Genomic DNA, 16599 nt, shown 5'->3' with positions numbered 1-16599 from the left:
AAAGCATAAAATTTACAATGTTTACTTTTGATTTTCCACAAGAGAAATTATTTGATTGCGCGTGATTGCAACCCTTCTTCTTCCAAGAAGAGACGGAATGGTACGAGTTCTTCTGCTTCGTATTTTTCCTTGAAGGCTTTGATTGCTTCTTCTGAGTGAAGTTTTGGATCCAATTCAAGTACTTCTACTGGAAGTGGACGATGTGGAGTGATGTGAGCATCGATAACAACAGTTTTACCTTCTTTGTTCAATTTAACAGCTTCAGCAACGACTGCGTCGATGTCTTCGATACGGTCAACTGTAAATCCAATAGCTCCTTGAGCTTCAGCGATTTTCGCATAGTCAGCATTAGGGAAGTCACAACCAAACAAGTGTTTGTTTGTGTCTTCGTATTTGTCCTTGATGAAGGCATATTTACCATTTGAGAAGACAACGTTGATAACTGGAAGGTCGTATTGAACGTTTGTGATCACGTCTGGGTAGCACATGTTGAATGCACCGTCACCCATGATGTTCCATACTTGGCGATCTGGATTGTCTTTCTTAGCAGCGATACCACCAGGAAGGGCAATACCCATTGTCGCGAAGAGTGGAGATGTACGCCACATGTTCTTAGGTGTCATGTGAAGGTGACGAGTAGATGTTTGAGTAGTGTCACCTACGTCGATTGAATAGATAGCGTCTTGATCAGCATGTTTGTTGATTGCATTGTAAACTTGATACAATTGCAATTCACCTTCAGTTTTACCTTCGAGTTTGTTCATGTAATCACGCCAGTTTTGGTTATTCTTAACGTTTGCACGCCACCATGGAGTAGATTCAACTGGATTCACTTTGTCAAGGATTGCTTTCGCTGCTTGACCTGCATCACCAAGGATGGAAGCGTCTAGGGCATGACGTTTACCAAGTTTGTAAGGGTCGATATCGACTTGGATGAATTTTTCAGTATTCTTGAAGGCTTCGTAAACTTCAGCAAATGGGAAGTTTGAACCAAGGAAAAGAACTGTGTCTGCTTCAAAGACCACTTCGTTAGCTGGTTTCCAACCAACACGGTAAGCAGAACCTGTCAAACCTTCATAGTTCCATTCGAAAGCTTCAAAGTTTTTACCAGTTGTGATGATTGGTGCTTTAATTTTACGTGACAATTCAGTGATCACTTCACCAGATTTAACACCACCGTAACCAGCATAGATAACTGGACGTTCAGCATTGTTCAAGATTTCAACAGCTTTGTCGATTTCAACTTCGTTCAAAGCAGGAGCGATGAATGAACGTTCGTATGAACCTGAACCGTAGTATGAGTTTTCGTCGATTTCTTGGAAACCAAAGTTTACTGGAATTTCAACAACGGCTGGACCTTTTTTAGAAACGGCAGCACGGCAAGCTTCGTCGATTACTTTTGGTAATTGCTCTGCGTAAGCTACACGTTTGTTGTAAACAGCGATACCGTTGTACATTGGGTTTTGGTTTAATTCTTGGAAGGCATCCATGTTTAATTCGTTAACAGGACGTGATCCAAGGATAGCAAGGAATGGAGTGTTATCCATAGCTGCATCGTAAACACCGTTGATCAAGTGAGTCGCACCTGGACCACCTGAACCAACTGCAACACCAATAGATCCGCCAAATTTAGCCTGCATAACTGCTGCAAGAGCACCTGTTTCTTCGTGGCGAACTTGCAAGAAACGGATATCTTTGTCTTCAGCCAAAGCGTCCATAAGTGAGCTAAGTGTTCCTGATGGGATACCGTAGATAGTGTCTACGCCCCATGTTTTCAATACGTTAAGCATTGCTGCAGATGCAGTAATTTTCCCTTGAGTCATAATGATAACTCTCCTTAAAAGTTAATTTGATGAATAATAAAAGCGCTTTTATATGTTTTTTGAAAACGATTCAGTAAATTTACACTCCTAATTTATCACATTTACTTATAGTTTCATAAGAATGTGCTCAGAAAACTTCATTCTCTATTACAGTACAGATTGAAAACGTTTTGAAAATCTGTTTTAGAATAGCAAAAAAGCGGTTAAAACCGCCTTTTTATACTCAATGAAAATCAAAGAGCAAACTAGGAAGCTAGCCACAGGCTGTACTTGAGTACGGCAAGGTGAAGCTGACATGGTTTGAATTTGATTTTCGAAGAGTATTAATCGACTTTAGTAAAATTAAGCATAAGAGAGCTGATTAAAACAGAGACTGAACTAAAGGCCATGGCCAATCCTGCAAGTTCTGGATTGAGCACCAAACCAAGACTTGAAAAGACTCCTGCTGCAATCGGAATACCAATGAGGTTATAGATAGAAGCCCAGAAAAGATTGAGTAGAATACGATTAAAGGTCTTCTTACTCATATCAAAAGCACGTGCCAATCCTAGTAAATTGTTGGTTGTGAGGACAAGATCTGCTGATTCAATGGCAATATCTGTCCCAGAGCCCATAGCAATTCCGACATCCGCTACACTGAGGGCTGGCGCATCATTGATACCATCTCCAACAAAGGCCAATTTGCCATTCTTTTGAAGCTTGTGAATTTCATGTGCCTTTTCCTCTGGCAAGACATTTGCGATCACTTCTTCGATTCCAATTTGCTCTGCAATCGCATGGGCTACTCCAGCATTATCTCCGGTAAGCATGACCGTTTTAAGACCACGTTTTTTCAATTTGGCAATAGCTTCTCGAGCATTTTCCTTAGGGACATCCTGCAAGGCAATTAAGCCTTTTAACTGACCATCCACGGATAGGAAGACAACTGTTTTTGCTTCTTTCTCAAGTAAATCAAATCGTTCTTGATAGTCACTCGGAATGTCAAGATCAGCTAAAAGTTTGGCATTCCCAAGCAAGACTTGTTTACCATTAATAATCCCAGTCACACCTTTTCCATGCAAGGCTTGGAAGTTTTCCACTGGGTAAAGGCTAATTCCTAGTTCAGATGCACGATTAACAATAGCTTGAGCTAGCGGGTGTTGAGATACATCTTCCAGTGAAGCAGCCAAGCTGATCACTTCTCTTTCATCACCAATAACATCTGTCACTACTGGCTTCCCTTCGGTCAAGGTTCCAGTCTTATCAAAAACAACTGTTTGAACTTTTTGAATTTCCTGTAAAACTGTACCATTTTTGAGGAGAACCCCCATCTTAGCACTTCGTCCTGTTCCTACCATAAGTGCTGTCGGTGTCGCAAGTCCAAGAGCACAAGGGCAAGCAATAATCAAGACAGCAACTCCGTAAAGAAGGGAAGTCACAAAGCTTTCACCAAGCAAGACAAACCAGATCCAAAAAGTAAGGAGGCCTAAAATGACAACTGCTGGTACGAAAATACCAGAAATCTTGTCTGTCAAATCTTGAATCGGAGCACGACTGGTTTGCGCTTTTTTCACAAAGTCCACAATCTGAGCCAACATAGTCTCAGAACCAACTTTTTCAGCTCTAAAGATGATCGTACCACTATTATTGATGGTTGAACCAATGACAGCATCTCCAACTGATTTATCGACTGGAATACTTTCCCCAGTCACCATTGATTCATCAATACTCGTTTCACCTTCTAAGACAATCCCATCAACAGCTATTTTTTCACCTGGTCGAACGCGAATGAGATCCCCAACTTTGACTTGTTCTAGAGGTATTTGAACATAAACATCATCACGCAAAATCTCTGCTGTTTTTGCTTGTAGGTCTAATAATTTTTCGACTGCCTGCGAAGTATTTTTTCGCATTTTTTCCTCAAAAACTGCTCCCAAAAGAATGAAGAAGAGGATAAATGCAGCACTTTCAAAGTAAACGGGCAGACCAGTGAAGAGGGCAACTAAGCTATAGAAATAGGCCACTAGGGTTCCCAGAGCAACCAAGGTATCCATGTTGGAATTGTGCTTTTTAAAACTAGCCCAGGCGCTTCTGATATATGGAACTCCAGCTACCAGCATAATGGGTGTTGTGGCTAAAAAGGTGCCCCAACGCATGACTTGGTGACTAATTCCTCCTGTAGACATCCCAATCATGAGAATCACAAGAGGCACAGTAAAGATACTAGTAATCCAAAAACGCTGTAAAAGACTGAGAGACTTTTTAGTTTTTTCAACAACGGTGTAGGTCCCCTTTTGCATCTTCATGCCACATGAAAATTCATGTTCACCCAAGTCTTGAGGAGTAAAACGAATGATCTTTTCCTCATCTTGAGCGATTGGTTCTAGAATTCCTTCTTCTTCGAAGAGAATTTCTTTATAACAGTTTGACGGTGTCACACGGTGAAAGGTAATCTCAGCAGGAATTCCTTTTTGTAGTTGAATATGGGCTGGATGGTAGCCTTTGTCTGCCGTGATACGGATTTTTTGAACACCATTTTCAAGACTTGCTTTTACAATTTCAGTCATATCCTTCTCCTATTCTACAATCATCTTACCGTGCATCATGTTCATGCCACAAGAGAAACCATATTCTCCGGCTTCTTCAGGAGTGATTTCCACCACATATTGGTCTCCCATAGGTAGGTCTGCATGCACACCAAAGTCTGGAAATACGATTTGGTCCAAGCAAGGTGAAGGATCTTTTCGATCAAAAATAATGCGAGCAGGTTGCGATTTTTTGAGGATAATGGTTTCTGGAGTATATCCTCCCATGACCTCCACTCGAATTTCTTGATAGCCATTCTTTTGTTGGGCTCTCTTAGCATCTTCTTGCGGTTTTTTGAAAAACCAAAAGAGGATAAAAGCAATCATTCCTAAAACAACAATAGATACAAATAGATTTAACATAGCGTCTCCTTTACATACAATTACATCTTACTTCTGTTACAGCACTTGCTTTTTTCTTTGAAATCACTTCTTCCAAACCTTCCAAGTCAGCTAGGGTAAAGTCACATTCTTCAATCAAATCAGCTAGCAAGAGCTTTATTCTTCGAGAACAAAGCTTGTCTTTGATATCCTGAACCATTAAGCCCCTACTATCATCTAGCGTTAAAAGGGCCGAATAGACAAAGGACTTGCCCTGTTTTTCCCGAGTCAAACATTCTTTCTCCACCAAACGGGCCAAGAGTGTCTGGATCGTGGATTTGGACCAACTGAACCTTTTCTCTAATACTTTTATCAGATCAGTACTAGTCTGTTCTCCCTGCATCCAGATAATCTTCATGACCTGCCATTCTGCATCCGAAATCTGCATCAGTACACCTCCAAAATCTACATTTGTCAATTACAATTATCAGTATACTCTCAAAATCTACATTTGTCAACCAAAGAAATCACATTTTTAAAATTTATCGCCGCTATAAATATTTTTTATCGCCACAATAAAAAATACATATTATCCAAAGCTCTCTTTTAATGCTACAATAACTGTATCATTTTCCTAGATGGGAGGTTCTACTTTTGGATTGGTCCATTGTTGAACAATATCTACCACTCTATCAAAAGGCATTCTTTCTGACCTTGCATATTGCAGTTTGGGGAATTCTAGGTTCTTTTTTGCTAGGGCTCATCGTCAGCGTCATCCGGCATTACCGCCTTCCTGTTTTCTCACAGTTGGCAACAGCCTATATAGAATTGTCACGAAATACACCCCTTTTGATACAACTTTTCTTTCTCTACTTTGGTCTACCTCGAATAGGGATTGTTCTTTCTTCAGAAGTCTGTGCAACAGTCGGGCTCATCTTCTTAGGTGGTTCCTACATGGCAGAATCCTTCCGAAGCGGGCTAGAAGCCGTCAGTCAAACCCAGCATGAAATAGGTTTAGCCATTGGCCTCACACCATTTCAGGTCTTTCGCTACGTGGTTCTTCCACAAGCGACTGCGGTGGCTCTACCATCCTTTAGTGCCAATGTTATTTTCCTGATCAAGGAAACTTCTGTCTTTTCAGCAGTTGCCCTTGCTGACCTTATGTACGTTGCTAAGGATTTGATTGGACTCTATTATGAGACAGATATTGCGCTGGCTATGTTGGTGGTTGCTTACCTCATCATGCTTCTACCAATTTCACTAGTCTTTAGCTGGATAGAAAGGAGACTCCGTCATGCAGGATTCGGGAATGCAAGTACTCTTTCAGGGAAATAATCTCCTGAGAATTTTACAGGGATTGGGAGTCACAATTGGGATTTCTATCCTGTCTGTCCTCTTATCCATGATTTTCGGAACGGTGATGGGAATTATCATGACTTCTCATTCTAGAGTGATTCGTTTCTTGACTCGTTTTTATCTAGAATTTATCCGGATCATGCCCCAGCTGGTGCTCCTTTTCATCGTTTACTTTGGTTTAGCTCGAAACTTTAATATCAATATTTCTGGTGAGACTTCTGCTATTATCGTTTTCACCCTCTGGGGAACAGCTGAGATGGGTGACTTAGTTCGTGGAGCTATCACTTCCCTGCCTAAACATCAATTTGAGAGTGGACAAGCACTTGGCTTAACTAAATTTCAACTCTACTACTACATCATCATCCCTCAGGTCTTAAGAAGATTGCTCCCACAAGCCATCAACCTTGTCACTCGGATGATTAAAACGACTTCCTTGGTTGTTTTGATTGGGGTTGTTGAAGTTACCAAAGTTGGACAACAAATTATAGATAGCAATCGTTTGACTATCCCAACCGCTTCCTTTTGGATTTATGGAACCATCCTAGTCTTGTATTTCGCGGTTTGCTTCCCTATTTCCAAACTATCTACTCACTTAGAAAAACATTGGAGGAACTAAATGTCTGAAACTATTTTAGAAATCAAGGAACTAAAAAAATCCTTCGGAGACAATCCTATCCTCCAAGGACTTTCCCTAGATGTTAAAAAGGGGGAAGTGGTCGTCATCCTAGGGCCGTCTGGTTGTGGGAAAAGTACCCTACTTCGTTGCCTCAATGGTTTAGAAAGTATTCAAGGAGGAGATATCCTGCTGGATGGCCAGTCCATCGTTGAAAATAAAAAAGATTTTCACTTGGTTCGCCAAAAAATCGGCATGGTCTTTCAAAGTTATGAACTCTTTCCTCACTTGGATGTCCTTCAAAACCTTATCCTAGGTCCTATCAAGGCTCAAGGGAGAGACAAAAAAGAAGTTACCGAAGAAGCTCTGCAACTACTAGAACGTGTCGGACTTCTAGATAAACAACATAGCTTTGCTCGCCAATTATCTGGTGGACAAAAGCAACGGGTTGCTATCGTTCGTGCCCTTCTCATGCATCCAGAAATCATTCTTTTTGACGAGGTAACGGCTTCACTGGATCCAGAAATGGTACGTGAGGTTTTGGAACTGATCAATGACTTGGCACAGGAAGGGCGTACCATGATTCTGGTAACCCATGAAATGCAGTTTGCCAAAGCCATTGCGGACCGTATCATCTTCCTTGACCAAGGTAAGATTGCTGAAGAAGGAACTGCTCAAGAATTCTTCACAAATCCACAAACAAAACGAGCACAAGAATTTTTAAACGTCTTTGACTTTAGCCAGTTTGGCTCATATCTATAATCAATAAAGGAGATTATTATGAAACTACTTAAACCAATTCTAACTGTTTTTGCTCTAGCATTTGCGCTTATCTTTGTCACAGCTTGTAGTTCAGGCGGAAGCTCTGATGCTTCATCTACAAAGGCAACTGCCAAAGCTCGCACCATTGATGAAATTAAGAAAAGTGGCGAACTTCGAATCGCGGTATTCGGAGATAAAAAACCGTTTGGTTATGTTGACAACGATGGTTCTTACCAAGGTTACGATATCGAACTTGGTAACCAATTAGCACAAGACCTTGGTGTCAAACCGAAATATGTATCAGTGGATGCAGCTAACCGTGCTGAATACTTGATTTCAAACAAGGTTGATATCACACTTGCCAACTTCACAGTTACTGACGAACGTAAAAAACAAGTTGACTTTGCCCTTCCTTACATGAAAGTTTCTCTCGGTGTTGTGTCACCAAAAGATAAAGTTATCAAAGACGTTAAAGAACTTGAAGGCAAAACCTTAATCGTTACAAAAGGAACGACTGCTGAAACTTACTTTGAGAAAAATCACCCAGAAGTAAAACTTCAAAAATACGATCAATATAGCGATGCCTACCAAGCCCTTCTTGACGGACGTGGAGATGCCTTCTCTACTGACAATACTGAAGTTCTAGCTTGGGCGCTTGAAAATAAAGGATATGAGGTAGGAATTTCTTCTCTAGGTGATCCAGATACTATTGCACCAGCAGTTCAAAAAGGTAACCAAGAACTACTTGACTACATCAACCAAGAAATCGAAAAATTAGGTAAAGAAAACTTCTTCCACAAAGCTTATGAAAAAACACTTCACCCAACTTACGGTGACGCTGCTAAAGCAGATGACCTTGTTTTTGAAGGTGGAAAAGTGGACTAATACTTTCCGAGAATAAAAAGAAATCAGGTAATTAATGTAATATACTCCCCTTATAGTGGACAGTGAAAAAACATAAATTCACTAGAAACTATAGGGGAGTTTTCATATGTCAAAATGAAGTCCGAAATCAGTCGATTACAGTACACATCACGAAAATAACGGAAAATCACTACTCAATCTGTTATTTGTTCATTGCCCTCTTACCAGAGAGCAGTTCATTTTTGTTAAATACTTTTTATTGCAGTAGATTTTATTCAAACTCTGCTTGTCCTACAATCTTTTTATCATCAAAATGCAAAAACACCTCGTACAATCTATACGAGATGTTTTCATTCTTCCCCTACTCCCTAAATCTCATTCAATTTTTCGAGATAGGCGGTTAATTCTGCTTGGGCTTCTGGTGTTGTGCCTACTAGTTGGCTGCGCATTTGTGCGAGTCTGGCTTCTACTTGTCCAATCTCTTTATCAATCTCTGCGAGCTGGTCGGCGAGGTCAGCGAGGGGAACAACTGGTTCTTCCTCAAAGGTATCGACATAGCGTGGAATGTTGAGATTGTAGTCATTTTCTACAATCTCTTCAAAGCTGGCTAAATGGGCAAACTTCTCGACATTCTCGCGTTTTTGATAGGTCTCCAAAATCTTGGCAATATGGTCTTCGGTCATATTGTTTTGATTTTTCCCTTTTTCAAACTCTTTTGAGGCATCGATAAAGAAGACGTCCTTATTGGTGCGATTCTTTTTAAGGATAATAATGGTTGTCGGAATAGAGGTGTTGTAGAAGATATTTGCTGGCAAGCCAATAACTGTATCAATAGCGCCTTCTTCTAGCAGATGCTGACGAATCTTTTGCTCGGCTGCTCCTCGGAAAAGAACTCCGTGAGGAAGGACGATGGCCATGACACCATTATGCTTGAGGTGGTAAAAACCGTGAAGGAGGAAGGCAAAATCTGCTTTGGACTTAGGTGCCAGAACTCCATAACTTGAAAAGCGAGGATCTTGCAAGAATCCACTATCTGCTGACCACTTCAATGAATAGGGTGGGTTCATCAAAACCCCATCAAAGTCTGTCGGCTCCGTAGTCGGCCAATCTTCGTCTAGGGTATCGTGATTGCTGAGGTGATAGTTCTCAATCGCAACCCCATGAAGCATCATATTCATACGAGCAAGGTTAAAGGTCGAAGTAATCAATTCTTGACCGTAGTAAGAAATTGTCGAAGCTTGCTTACTGTAGCGCTTGGCATTGAGCAAGAGAGAACCAGAACCCATGGTCGGGTCGTAAACCGACATCCCCTTTTGATGCTCGCGCCCTGCAAAGACAATCTGAGTCATGAGGTGAGAGACTGCTTGAGGTGTATAAAACTCCCCAGCCTTTTTCCCAGAATCACTGGCAAACTGGCCAATCAAGTACTCATAAGCATCACCCAAGATATCACCAGCATGACCAGACACATTGAGGTCGTTGAGTTGCTTCATAACCTCAGAGATGGTCTTGTTTTGCTTTTGTGGGGTGTTGCCTAGCTTTTTAGCATAGAGGTCGATATCTTCGAAAAGATTTTCAAATTTTTCATTGGCCTGCTCGATATCACGGAAACTTTGGGCTAGGGATTCTAGCTGGAAGGTTCCTTCATGGATAGACTGAACCAGCTTGGTAAAGGTTAGAGAAGGCTCAATCACATAGCCCAGCTCGTCATTTAAGACCTCAATGAGGTCTTCACGGACATCTGCATCCGCAAAGTTTTCCTCATAGAGAAGCTGCGCTTGCTGTAAGGACTCAAAAGTCTCGTCCAAGTTATCACAGACGGCTTGGAGGATGTTGTCGGATAGGTACTTGTAGAAAATCAAGCCCAAGAGGTAGGACTTGTATTCATTGGCTTCCATCTGGCCACGCAGGATATCTGCCGCATTCCAGAGGGATTGGTAGAGTTCTCTTGATAAATCTGTTTGTGACATAGGGTCTCCTATCAATTTCAACTTTCATTCGTTTAGTGTAGCTTTTTATGGTCTTGGTATCTTATGAATTGAACACGACCTAAAAGCTGGGTAAAAAAGATAAACTGTCTGGTCTTCATCGAAGACTGTGCCAGTTTCCTATTTTTACTGGGCTTTTTGCGGTCTTTGTATCTTAGATAAACATTTTTCTGAGTAGGGTTTGTTTGCTTTCTTTGAGCTGGTTGACTTTTTCCTCTTGCTTGGCAATAGCCTTGTCTAGGTCTTGGAAGAAAGAGCCGATGGCTTCTTGTTCAGGGAGAGAAGGTACCATAGTCTTAATATTTGAAAAGTCACTTTTATTAATAATTTGCATTGTTCCTGCACCTGCTACACTGAGCATGTATCTTGACCAAATTTCAGACTGTGTTAATAAAAAATACGATGAATATTTTTCACTAGGCGTCAATGAATTAATTTGTTGATTAAAAGCCGAATCAGTTCTAACTAATGTATTTTTCCCAATACTCGCAATACATGTTACCAATATTGAACCAGACTTAGCAATTCTAGCTTTGGATTTACCTACTTCTGATAATTGTTTTGAGGTCGTATGAAGCACCAATGAATTAATATCAGTAGGTGTGACCCATGGAAATCCATTCTTTTCGTAATTATCTTCTTCATTAGTAGGCGGAGTATTACCCGTTTGAATTTCACCAATTTCCCCCAACTTCACTTCTTTCCACTCATCTTCAAATCCTGCAAAGCGAAGGGCTGGCTTCTTTTGTCCTTTGGCTGGGAAGAGGAGTTTGAGGTAGGTTTTCTTCTGCTCTTTGAGCACCTCTAACTTACGCTGTTGAAGGCTAATGAGCTGGTCAATATCTTGGAAGAAAGAACCGATGGTGGTTTGTTCGGGGAGGGAGGGGAGGGAAATCTCAAAGCTAGATAATGCTTCTTTTGTGATGGTTTTTATAGTTCCACCCGGAGCTTTTTTTCTTTCAATCTCAAATTTATTTTGAATGGTATATGCCCAAAAACCTACATGCGTAGGAAAATTATAACTCTCAAAAATTAATAAAGTACGGTCTACATAAGTATCATAATGTGTAATTGCAACTCGTCCTATACTCCCCTGTAATGTTACAATCACAGTTCCTTTTGGGGCTAAAACACTCTTTGGTTGAGCTTGCTTACTAATTTTTTGCTTTGTATCATTAACCAAAGTAAGATTATCCGTAACATCAATAACTTGTACAAATGGCATAGAATCTTCTCCTCCATACCATTCTTTTTTCCCGTAAGGTTGCGGAAAAGAACCCCTTCTATATTTTGCATACTCACCCAACTTCTTCTCTTCCCAAGGTTCAGTATAACCCGCAAAGCGATAACTTGGTTTCTTTGTCATATATCTCCTCCAACTATTTCATCTTTATTTGTATCTATAAATTGCAATTGATAAGCTTTATGAGCACCCCATGCCTTAAGTATTTTCTTAATAGTATATTCATTCTCCTTATCAAACTGGTCTATATAAATACTCACATCCGGTGCTTGTTTAAAGATTTCTTTAAAGTACGGAGCATCCACTCCATTCTCATCCCGAATACCAAAACCAATGAAGTAGATTTCTTTAATAGAACTTAAACTTTTGAAAAAGTATTCATGTTTTCTAAGTTGCTGATGGACAGGCTTTCTAGTCAAATCAACTAAATTATAAAGAAAGTCACGTACCGCAGTTGGATCATTTTGTATAGATTCATCATAAGAATCGATTTCACGATTATGTCCAAATATTAGCTTATTTTCAAAAATGCTTCCATGTATATGACATATTTGTTCAGAATTTATACCGTAGAAATCCTCTAACAACATACTATAATTAAAAGTTAAAAAGTAGGCATTTTTATTGTGTTCAACAGATTTCTTTCGTTTTAGTTTTTTTAGATTAGAAGGCATATTATTCCATTCAAGAATAAAACATTGAACCCATTCCCGAAATAAGTTTTCAATGTCTTCTATTAGAAATTTTTCAAGAATCATTGCCAGCTCCTCAGCATCTGTTTCTAAATCTTCTAGGCCACAAGATGACAGTATAATTTTCACCTCATTTATCCAACCTAAATCATGCTCAAACTGAGACCAAAAATTCTCTAATCCCATTAATTGCATCATGTGTCGATAAATAAATTGATACCGTTCATGTTTATCTAACTGACCATTTCTAATTTTGGATAGAGAATATCCATATATGTCTCTCAACCCATCTTCCTTAGCATATCGATGTTGTTCTTGAATTTCAATATCCTTTTCCCTAAAAAAGTCGCAAATTCCCTTTGATGTTTGCAACGACTCTAACAAATCATCTTTCCCATAAGCCTGCTGATAAACGAACTTCTTGAAATATAGATAATTCGTCTTTAAATCATGTGCTATATCAAAACCATTTCCAATAATAAATAATTTTTCCACTATATCCCCCCTTTCTATTACTCAACTTTCGTATTTCTACACTTTAGATTTTATTTTTTTGATTTCTATTCTTCAATTTTACCTATTTTTGCACTTTAGGACGTCCACCTTTCATTCCTATTGTTCAATTTTGGCCATTTTTACACTTTAGATAGACAGATATACCATTCTATTATTCAATTTTGCCTATTTTGAAACAATAGAAGGTCTGATTTGACAAGATAAAGTTAAACATCTAGCAAATCAGAACATCAAATAAACCTATCTCCCCCTTAGCGGTAAGATATCCTCTGAAATCATGCGCATATAGGCCTCTTTGAGGGCTTTTTTGTATTTGAGTTTTGGTAGTGCCTCGTCTCCATGGGCTTCCTTATAGGCGAGGTAGTCCTGAGATTCTGTGATGGCTTTTTCACCATTTTGCTTATCTCGTCCGATGCGGTAGTTGTCCACTACGAACTGGAGTTCATCCTCTCCTATCTGCCAATAATCTGCCGTTTCACGAATCTTTTGCTGGGTAGTTAGCTCAATCATCTCATCCAACTTATGGGTTACAGACTGTCCCTGATAACTCTTGGCATCAGCTTGGACATTCTGCCAGAGTTTGGAGATGAGGCTGGATAACTTGGGATTGGATTTGTTCAAATCTTCAATATAGTTATCTACTAGGCTCTTTTCCTTTTTACCGATGAGGTTTTCCCGATTTTCGATTAGGGCTTGGATAAGAGAGAGGATATAGTGATAGTTTATCTCGTCGGTGCGGATGGATTCGAGTTCATACTCTATATCTACGAGAACGCCTTCATCTCCTTGGTCTTCTGGTCTACGTCTGCGGAGTTCTTCGATGACATTGTGATATTGGCCGGCAAAGTTCTCGATGTCTTCTAGGCTGAGTCCAATTTCTCTGAGAATGACTTTCTCATCATAGTCCGAATAGACTTGTATAGAAGATAGGAGCTTGTCAAATTCTTGGAAGGCCTTGGCAAAGCGTTTTAATTCTGCATCTGTCGCTGTATCCAAATCAGGCACCTGCTCTGGACTTGGAGCGATAGCCAGTAGTTGATGAACCTTCTCCATAAACTTGGCCTTCTCCTCCTGCCATTCTGGGGCTAAGACACTGGTTTCGCCACCATTTGAGTAGAGGCTCAGAGCTTCATCCACTTTTTCTTTAAAGCGGTCAGGCGTTTGGAAGGTAACGATTTGGCCGAATTTCTTGCCTTCATCAAAGAGGCGATTGGTTCGTGAAAAGGCCTGAATGATATGCTGGGGTTTCATGGGCTGGCGATCCATGAACAGGGTCGATAGACAAGGGGCATCAAAGCCTGTCAACAAGCGGTCCACCACGATAACCAGGTCCAACTGTTCCTCACGGAAGGCAAAGCGTTCTTTCTTACGGGCCAGACGGTCGTTAAGGTCGCTATTGTAGGAAGCAATAGTTGCTAGGCCAAAGTGGGTGCCAAACATGGCATTGTAGTCTTCTAAGCTCTCCTCCATATAGGCTTGGTTGACATAGGAGTCTGCTTCATTCTCTGTCACAGAGTAGGTAATGGCAACCTTAGGAAAGTCTGGCAAGATCTTTTTAACATTTTCCGAAATGCTTAAAGACTTTTCTCCATTTTTGACTTGCTTAATCAGATTATAATAGGCCTGCGCACGGGCAATGCTTTTGACGGTCAAAATGGCTTCATAAGTTTTTCCTACTCCATTTTGGAAACCGAGTTTGCGTCTTGAGCGATTGAGAATAGCATCTAAAACTGCAAGCATGTGGCCTTCGTCATCATAACGCTCCTCGTCAATCTCATCTTCTGCCCAACCAGGCATGGTTGTCTGATACTCCACATTAAAGCCAAGAACCGCCTTGTCATGGATGGCTTCTTTGACGGTATATTGGTGGAGACAGTCACCGTACTGCTCTTCGGTCGTCTGAGCAAGGTCTCCTTTTTGTTCACGTTTATTTTCTGTAAAGATAGGCGTTCCTGTAAACCCATACCAGAGAGAATTGGTAAAGAAGTGCTCTAGGTGGCGCTGGCGTTCAGGAGTCACTGCGCGATGGCATTCATCGACGACAAAGGCTAGTTTGAGTTGCTTGATACGATTGTAAACCTTTTGGTGACGGCCTTCATCAAACTGACGAATCATAGCATTGATTTTCTGGATGGTCGTCACAACGACACGGCGGTCATCAGAAGCTAGATTTTTAACCAATTCCTGTGTATCATCGGTCTCGTCGATATCAATCATATCGTTCTCTGCGTAAGACTGAAAAGAACTGGTCGTCTGCTGGTCGAGGTCTGTCCTATCAATCACAAAGATTGTCTTCTCAATGGATGGTATCTGAAGCAGATTGCGCGAAACCTTATAGGATGTCAAGGTCTTTCCTGAACCAGTCGTATGCCAAATATAGCCTGATTGGCGCTTGCGACTAGCTTCACGGATAGCTTCAATAGCATGTACCTGATAGGGACGCAATAAAATCAAGGCCTTCTTGTCATCATCGATGACAGAATACTGCATGACCATCTCGTGGGCTCTAGGTATCGACAAGACAGACTCTGCAAAGTCAAATAGTTGAGGTTGAGGTCTATTTTCACTATCGACCCACTTGGTCAAGAAGCGCTCATTTAGCTTGTTGGCTTTGGCAGCTGCGATGTAGCGAGTTTCTGTGACATTAGAGACGACAAACATCTGAAGACTTGAAAAAATGCCTCTGAACTGTCCTTCTTGGTCGTATTTTTTAATCTGACGGAAGGCATCCATGTAAGGATGAGAACGGCTTTTTAGTTCGATCTGAATCATTGGCAGACCATTGATTAACAAAGTCACATCCCCACGACGCTGGCGAATCCCTTCTCCGCCTGTGATGACTTGGTTGACAACCTCATAGCTGGATTTGCCACCTGCGACATTGTTTCTCCACAAAACTTCCAAGCGAATGGTGCCTAGACTGGCATCTTCACGTTGAACCTGCACCTTGGCAATGCCATTTTCCCCTGCTATCCACTTGGCTGCTTCATAGAAGTTGACAAAATTGAGCTGGTTTTTGATTTGATTTTTCTCTGAATTTGTAAGGGGATGGTCTTGCAAAATGCGGACATTATTGGCTTCCAGCTTGGCAAAAAAGTTTCCCCATAGGAGGTCTTCTGTATTTAACTCAGGTCGATACACCCACTGACTTTCTCCCTTTGTCAGCTGATTAATCAAATCCCGCTCGATAGCCAATTCCTGTTTGGTTTTGGGTTTACCTGCTACAGGGATAGCAGTCTCGTCTTTAGGAGAGAGTCTCTGGCTGATATGGAAATCCTGCAAGGCTACTTGGTTGAGATGTTGCAATTTTTCCAGAAGGGCTTGCTCCGTACCTTTTATGGCTTGATAGGCTGCTGTCAGGTCTTTATCTGCATCTAGGTAGTGATGGGGATTCTTCTTTATTTGGATATAGCCCTGCACCAAATCTTCTAAACGTCTCAGCTGAATAGCAAGCTGGTTCTGGAGTTCCTGAGAATTGCTTCCAGATGCTTCTTTCTGGTTGATAGCTTCTAGGTATTCTACGATGGCAGCATAACTAGGCCGTAACTCAGGCGCTGAAACGATGAGTTCTTGTTCTAATTCTTTTGATAAAGTGTAAGCCATTTTCACACCCCATTTCTACAACGCAAAAAGCCTACCAAAAACATTGGTAGGTTTTGAAAATGGGTATGAAAACGTGAGTTTATTTATATATATATATATATATGCAAGCTAGTTATTTGCTTAAATCTGAAAACCATAGGGACTCTTCCTTTTCATTCATCCAAGGTGTTGATAAGATTGAAAAACAACACCTTTACTTCCTTCTATTGTAGCATAAAAGCCTTGTTGGGAAAAGGCTTACCATGGTTTTATCT

General features: G+C 40.7%; 12 protein-coding genes. 4 read left to right on the top strand and 8 right to left on the bottom strand.

Annotated elements, in window-relative coordinates; translation table 11 throughout:
* Positions 1-47 precede the first annotated feature (47 nt).
* From spxB to TZ96_RS05505, 4 genes are all read right to left on the bottom strand, one after another.
* On the bottom strand, positions 48-1823 hold the full coding sequence (gene spxB / locus TZ96_RS05520) for a pyruvate oxidase (protein ID WP_045763232.1): 1776 nt from the start codon (positions 1821-1823) through the stop codon (positions 48-50).
* A gap of 323 nt (positions 1824-2146) precedes the next feature.
* Complete coding sequence (locus TZ96_RS05515) at positions 2147-4369, bottom strand: heavy metal translocating P-type ATPase (RefSeq protein ID WP_045763231.1); 2223 nt, start codon at positions 4367-4369, stop codon at positions 2147-2149.
* Between the two features lie 9 nt (positions 4370-4378).
* Complete coding sequence (locus TZ96_RS05510) at positions 4379-4750, bottom strand: cupredoxin domain-containing protein (RefSeq protein ID WP_000933322.1); 372 nt, start codon at positions 4748-4750, stop codon at positions 4379-4381.
* Positions 4751-4760: 10 nt separating this feature from the next.
* Complete coding sequence (locus tag TZ96_RS05505) at positions 4761-5156, bottom strand: CopY/TcrY family copper transport repressor (protein WP_045763230.1); 396 nt, start codon at positions 5154-5156, stop codon at positions 4761-4763.
* A 206-nt stretch (positions 5157-5362) separates the two neighbouring features.
* On the opposite strand from TZ96_RS05505, the gene TZ96_RS05500 reads away from it, so the two are divergent.
* Genes TZ96_RS05500 through TZ96_RS05485 form a run of 4 tightly spaced genes read left to right on the top strand, consistent with a single transcriptional unit; the run spans position 5363 to position 8324 of the window.
* Complete coding sequence (locus tag TZ96_RS05500; RefSeq protein WP_000384100.1) at positions 5363-6043, top strand: amino acid ABC transporter permease; 681 nt, start codon at positions 5363-5365, stop codon at positions 6041-6043.
* Positions 6003-6680, top strand: coding sequence for an amino acid ABC transporter permease (locus TZ96_RS05495; protein WP_045763229.1), 678 nt, complete (start codon positions 6003-6005; stop codon positions 6678-6680). The genes TZ96_RS05500 and TZ96_RS05495 overlap by 41 nt, the downstream gene beginning before the upstream one ends.
* The gene (locus TZ96_RS05490; protein WP_045763228.1) at positions 6681-7439 is read left to right on the top strand and encodes an amino acid ABC transporter ATP-binding protein; all 759 of its coding nucleotides are present in this window, start codon (positions 6681-6683) and stop codon (positions 7437-7439) included.
* Positions 7440-7457: 18 nt separating this feature from the next.
* Positions 7458-8324: a cysteine ABC transporter substrate-binding protein gene (locus TZ96_RS05485; RefSeq protein WP_045763227.1), complete on the top strand. Its 867-nt coding sequence runs from the start codon at positions 7458-7460 to the stop codon at positions 8322-8324.
* A gap of 347 nt (positions 8325-8671) precedes the next feature.
* On the opposite strand, the gene TZ96_RS05480 is transcribed toward TZ96_RS05485, so the two are convergent.
* The 4 genes from TZ96_RS05480 to TZ96_RS05465 all read right to left on the bottom strand — a co-directional run bounded on the left by TZ96_RS05480 (position 8672) and on the right by TZ96_RS05465 (position 16345).
* Positions 8672-10273: a type I restriction-modification system subunit M gene (locus TZ96_RS05480; protein WP_045763226.1), complete on the bottom strand. Its 1602-nt coding sequence runs from the start codon at positions 10271-10273 to the stop codon at positions 8672-8674.
* Between the two features lie 172 nt (positions 10274-10445).
* Complete coding sequence (locus TZ96_RS10980; protein ID WP_075230467.1) at positions 10446-11657, bottom strand: restriction endonuclease subunit S; 1212 nt, start codon at positions 11655-11657, stop codon at positions 10446-10448.
* Positions 11654-12721: an AbiH family protein gene (locus TZ96_RS05470; RefSeq protein ID WP_045763225.1), complete on the bottom strand. Its 1068-nt coding sequence runs from the start codon at positions 12719-12721 to the stop codon at positions 11654-11656. The genes TZ96_RS10980 and TZ96_RS05470 overlap by 4 nt, the downstream gene beginning before the upstream one ends.
* 261 nt (positions 12722-12982) lie before the next feature.
* Positions 12983-16345 (bottom strand): type I restriction endonuclease subunit R, encoded by a 3363-nt coding sequence (locus TZ96_RS05465; RefSeq protein WP_080936305.1) that lies wholly within the window; start codon positions 16343-16345, stop codon positions 12983-12985.
* Between the last annotated feature and the right edge of the window lie 254 nt (positions 16346-16599).

This window comes from Streptococcus infantis (assembly GCF_000963255.1).
Classification (GTDB): domain Bacteria; phylum Bacillota; class Bacilli; order Lactobacillales; family Streptococcaceae; genus Streptococcus; species Streptococcus nidrosiense.
This window is presented reverse-complemented; position numbering and strand designations above follow the sequence as displayed.

What these genes read in the sequence shown, in the direction of transcription:
- TZ96_RS05465 (WP_080936305.1), bottom strand. Translation starts at nt 16,345, where the DNA reads ATGGCTTACACTTTATCAAAAGAATTAGAACAAGAACTCATCGTTTCA.
- TZ96_RS05480 (WP_045763226.1), bottom strand. Translation starts at nt 10,273, where the DNA reads ATGTCACAAACAGATTTATCAAGAGAACTCTACCAATCCCTCTGGAAT.
- spxB (WP_045763232.1), bottom strand. Translation starts at nt 1,823, where the DNA reads ATGACTCAAGGGAAAATTACTGCATCTGCAGCAATGCTTAACGTATTG.
- TZ96_RS05510 (WP_000933322.1), bottom strand. Translation starts at nt 4,750, where the DNA reads ATGTTAAATCTATTTGTATCTATTGTTGTTTTAGGAATGATTGCTTTT.
- TZ96_RS05495 (WP_045763229.1), top strand. Translation starts at nt 6,003, where the DNA reads ATGCAGGATTCGGGAATGCAAGTACTCTTTCAGGGAAATAATCTCCTG.
- TZ96_RS05490 (WP_045763228.1), top strand. Translation starts at nt 6,681, where the DNA reads ATGTCTGAAACTATTTTAGAAATCAAGGAACTAAAAAAATCCTTCGGA.
- TZ96_RS05485 (WP_045763227.1), top strand. Translation starts at nt 7,458, where the DNA reads ATGAAACTACTTAAACCAATTCTAACTGTTTTTGCTCTAGCATTTGCG.
- TZ96_RS10980 (WP_075230467.1), bottom strand. Translation starts at nt 11,657, where the DNA reads ATGACAAAGAAACCAAGTTATCGCTTTGCGGGTTATACTGAACCTTGG.
- TZ96_RS05505 (WP_045763230.1), bottom strand. Translation starts at nt 5,156, where the DNA reads ATGCAGATTTCGGATGCAGAATGGCAGGTCATGAAGATTATCTGGATG.
- TZ96_RS05515 (WP_045763231.1), bottom strand. Translation starts at nt 4,369, where the DNA reads ATGACTGAAATTGTAAAAGCAAGTCTTGAAAATGGTGTTCAAAAAATC.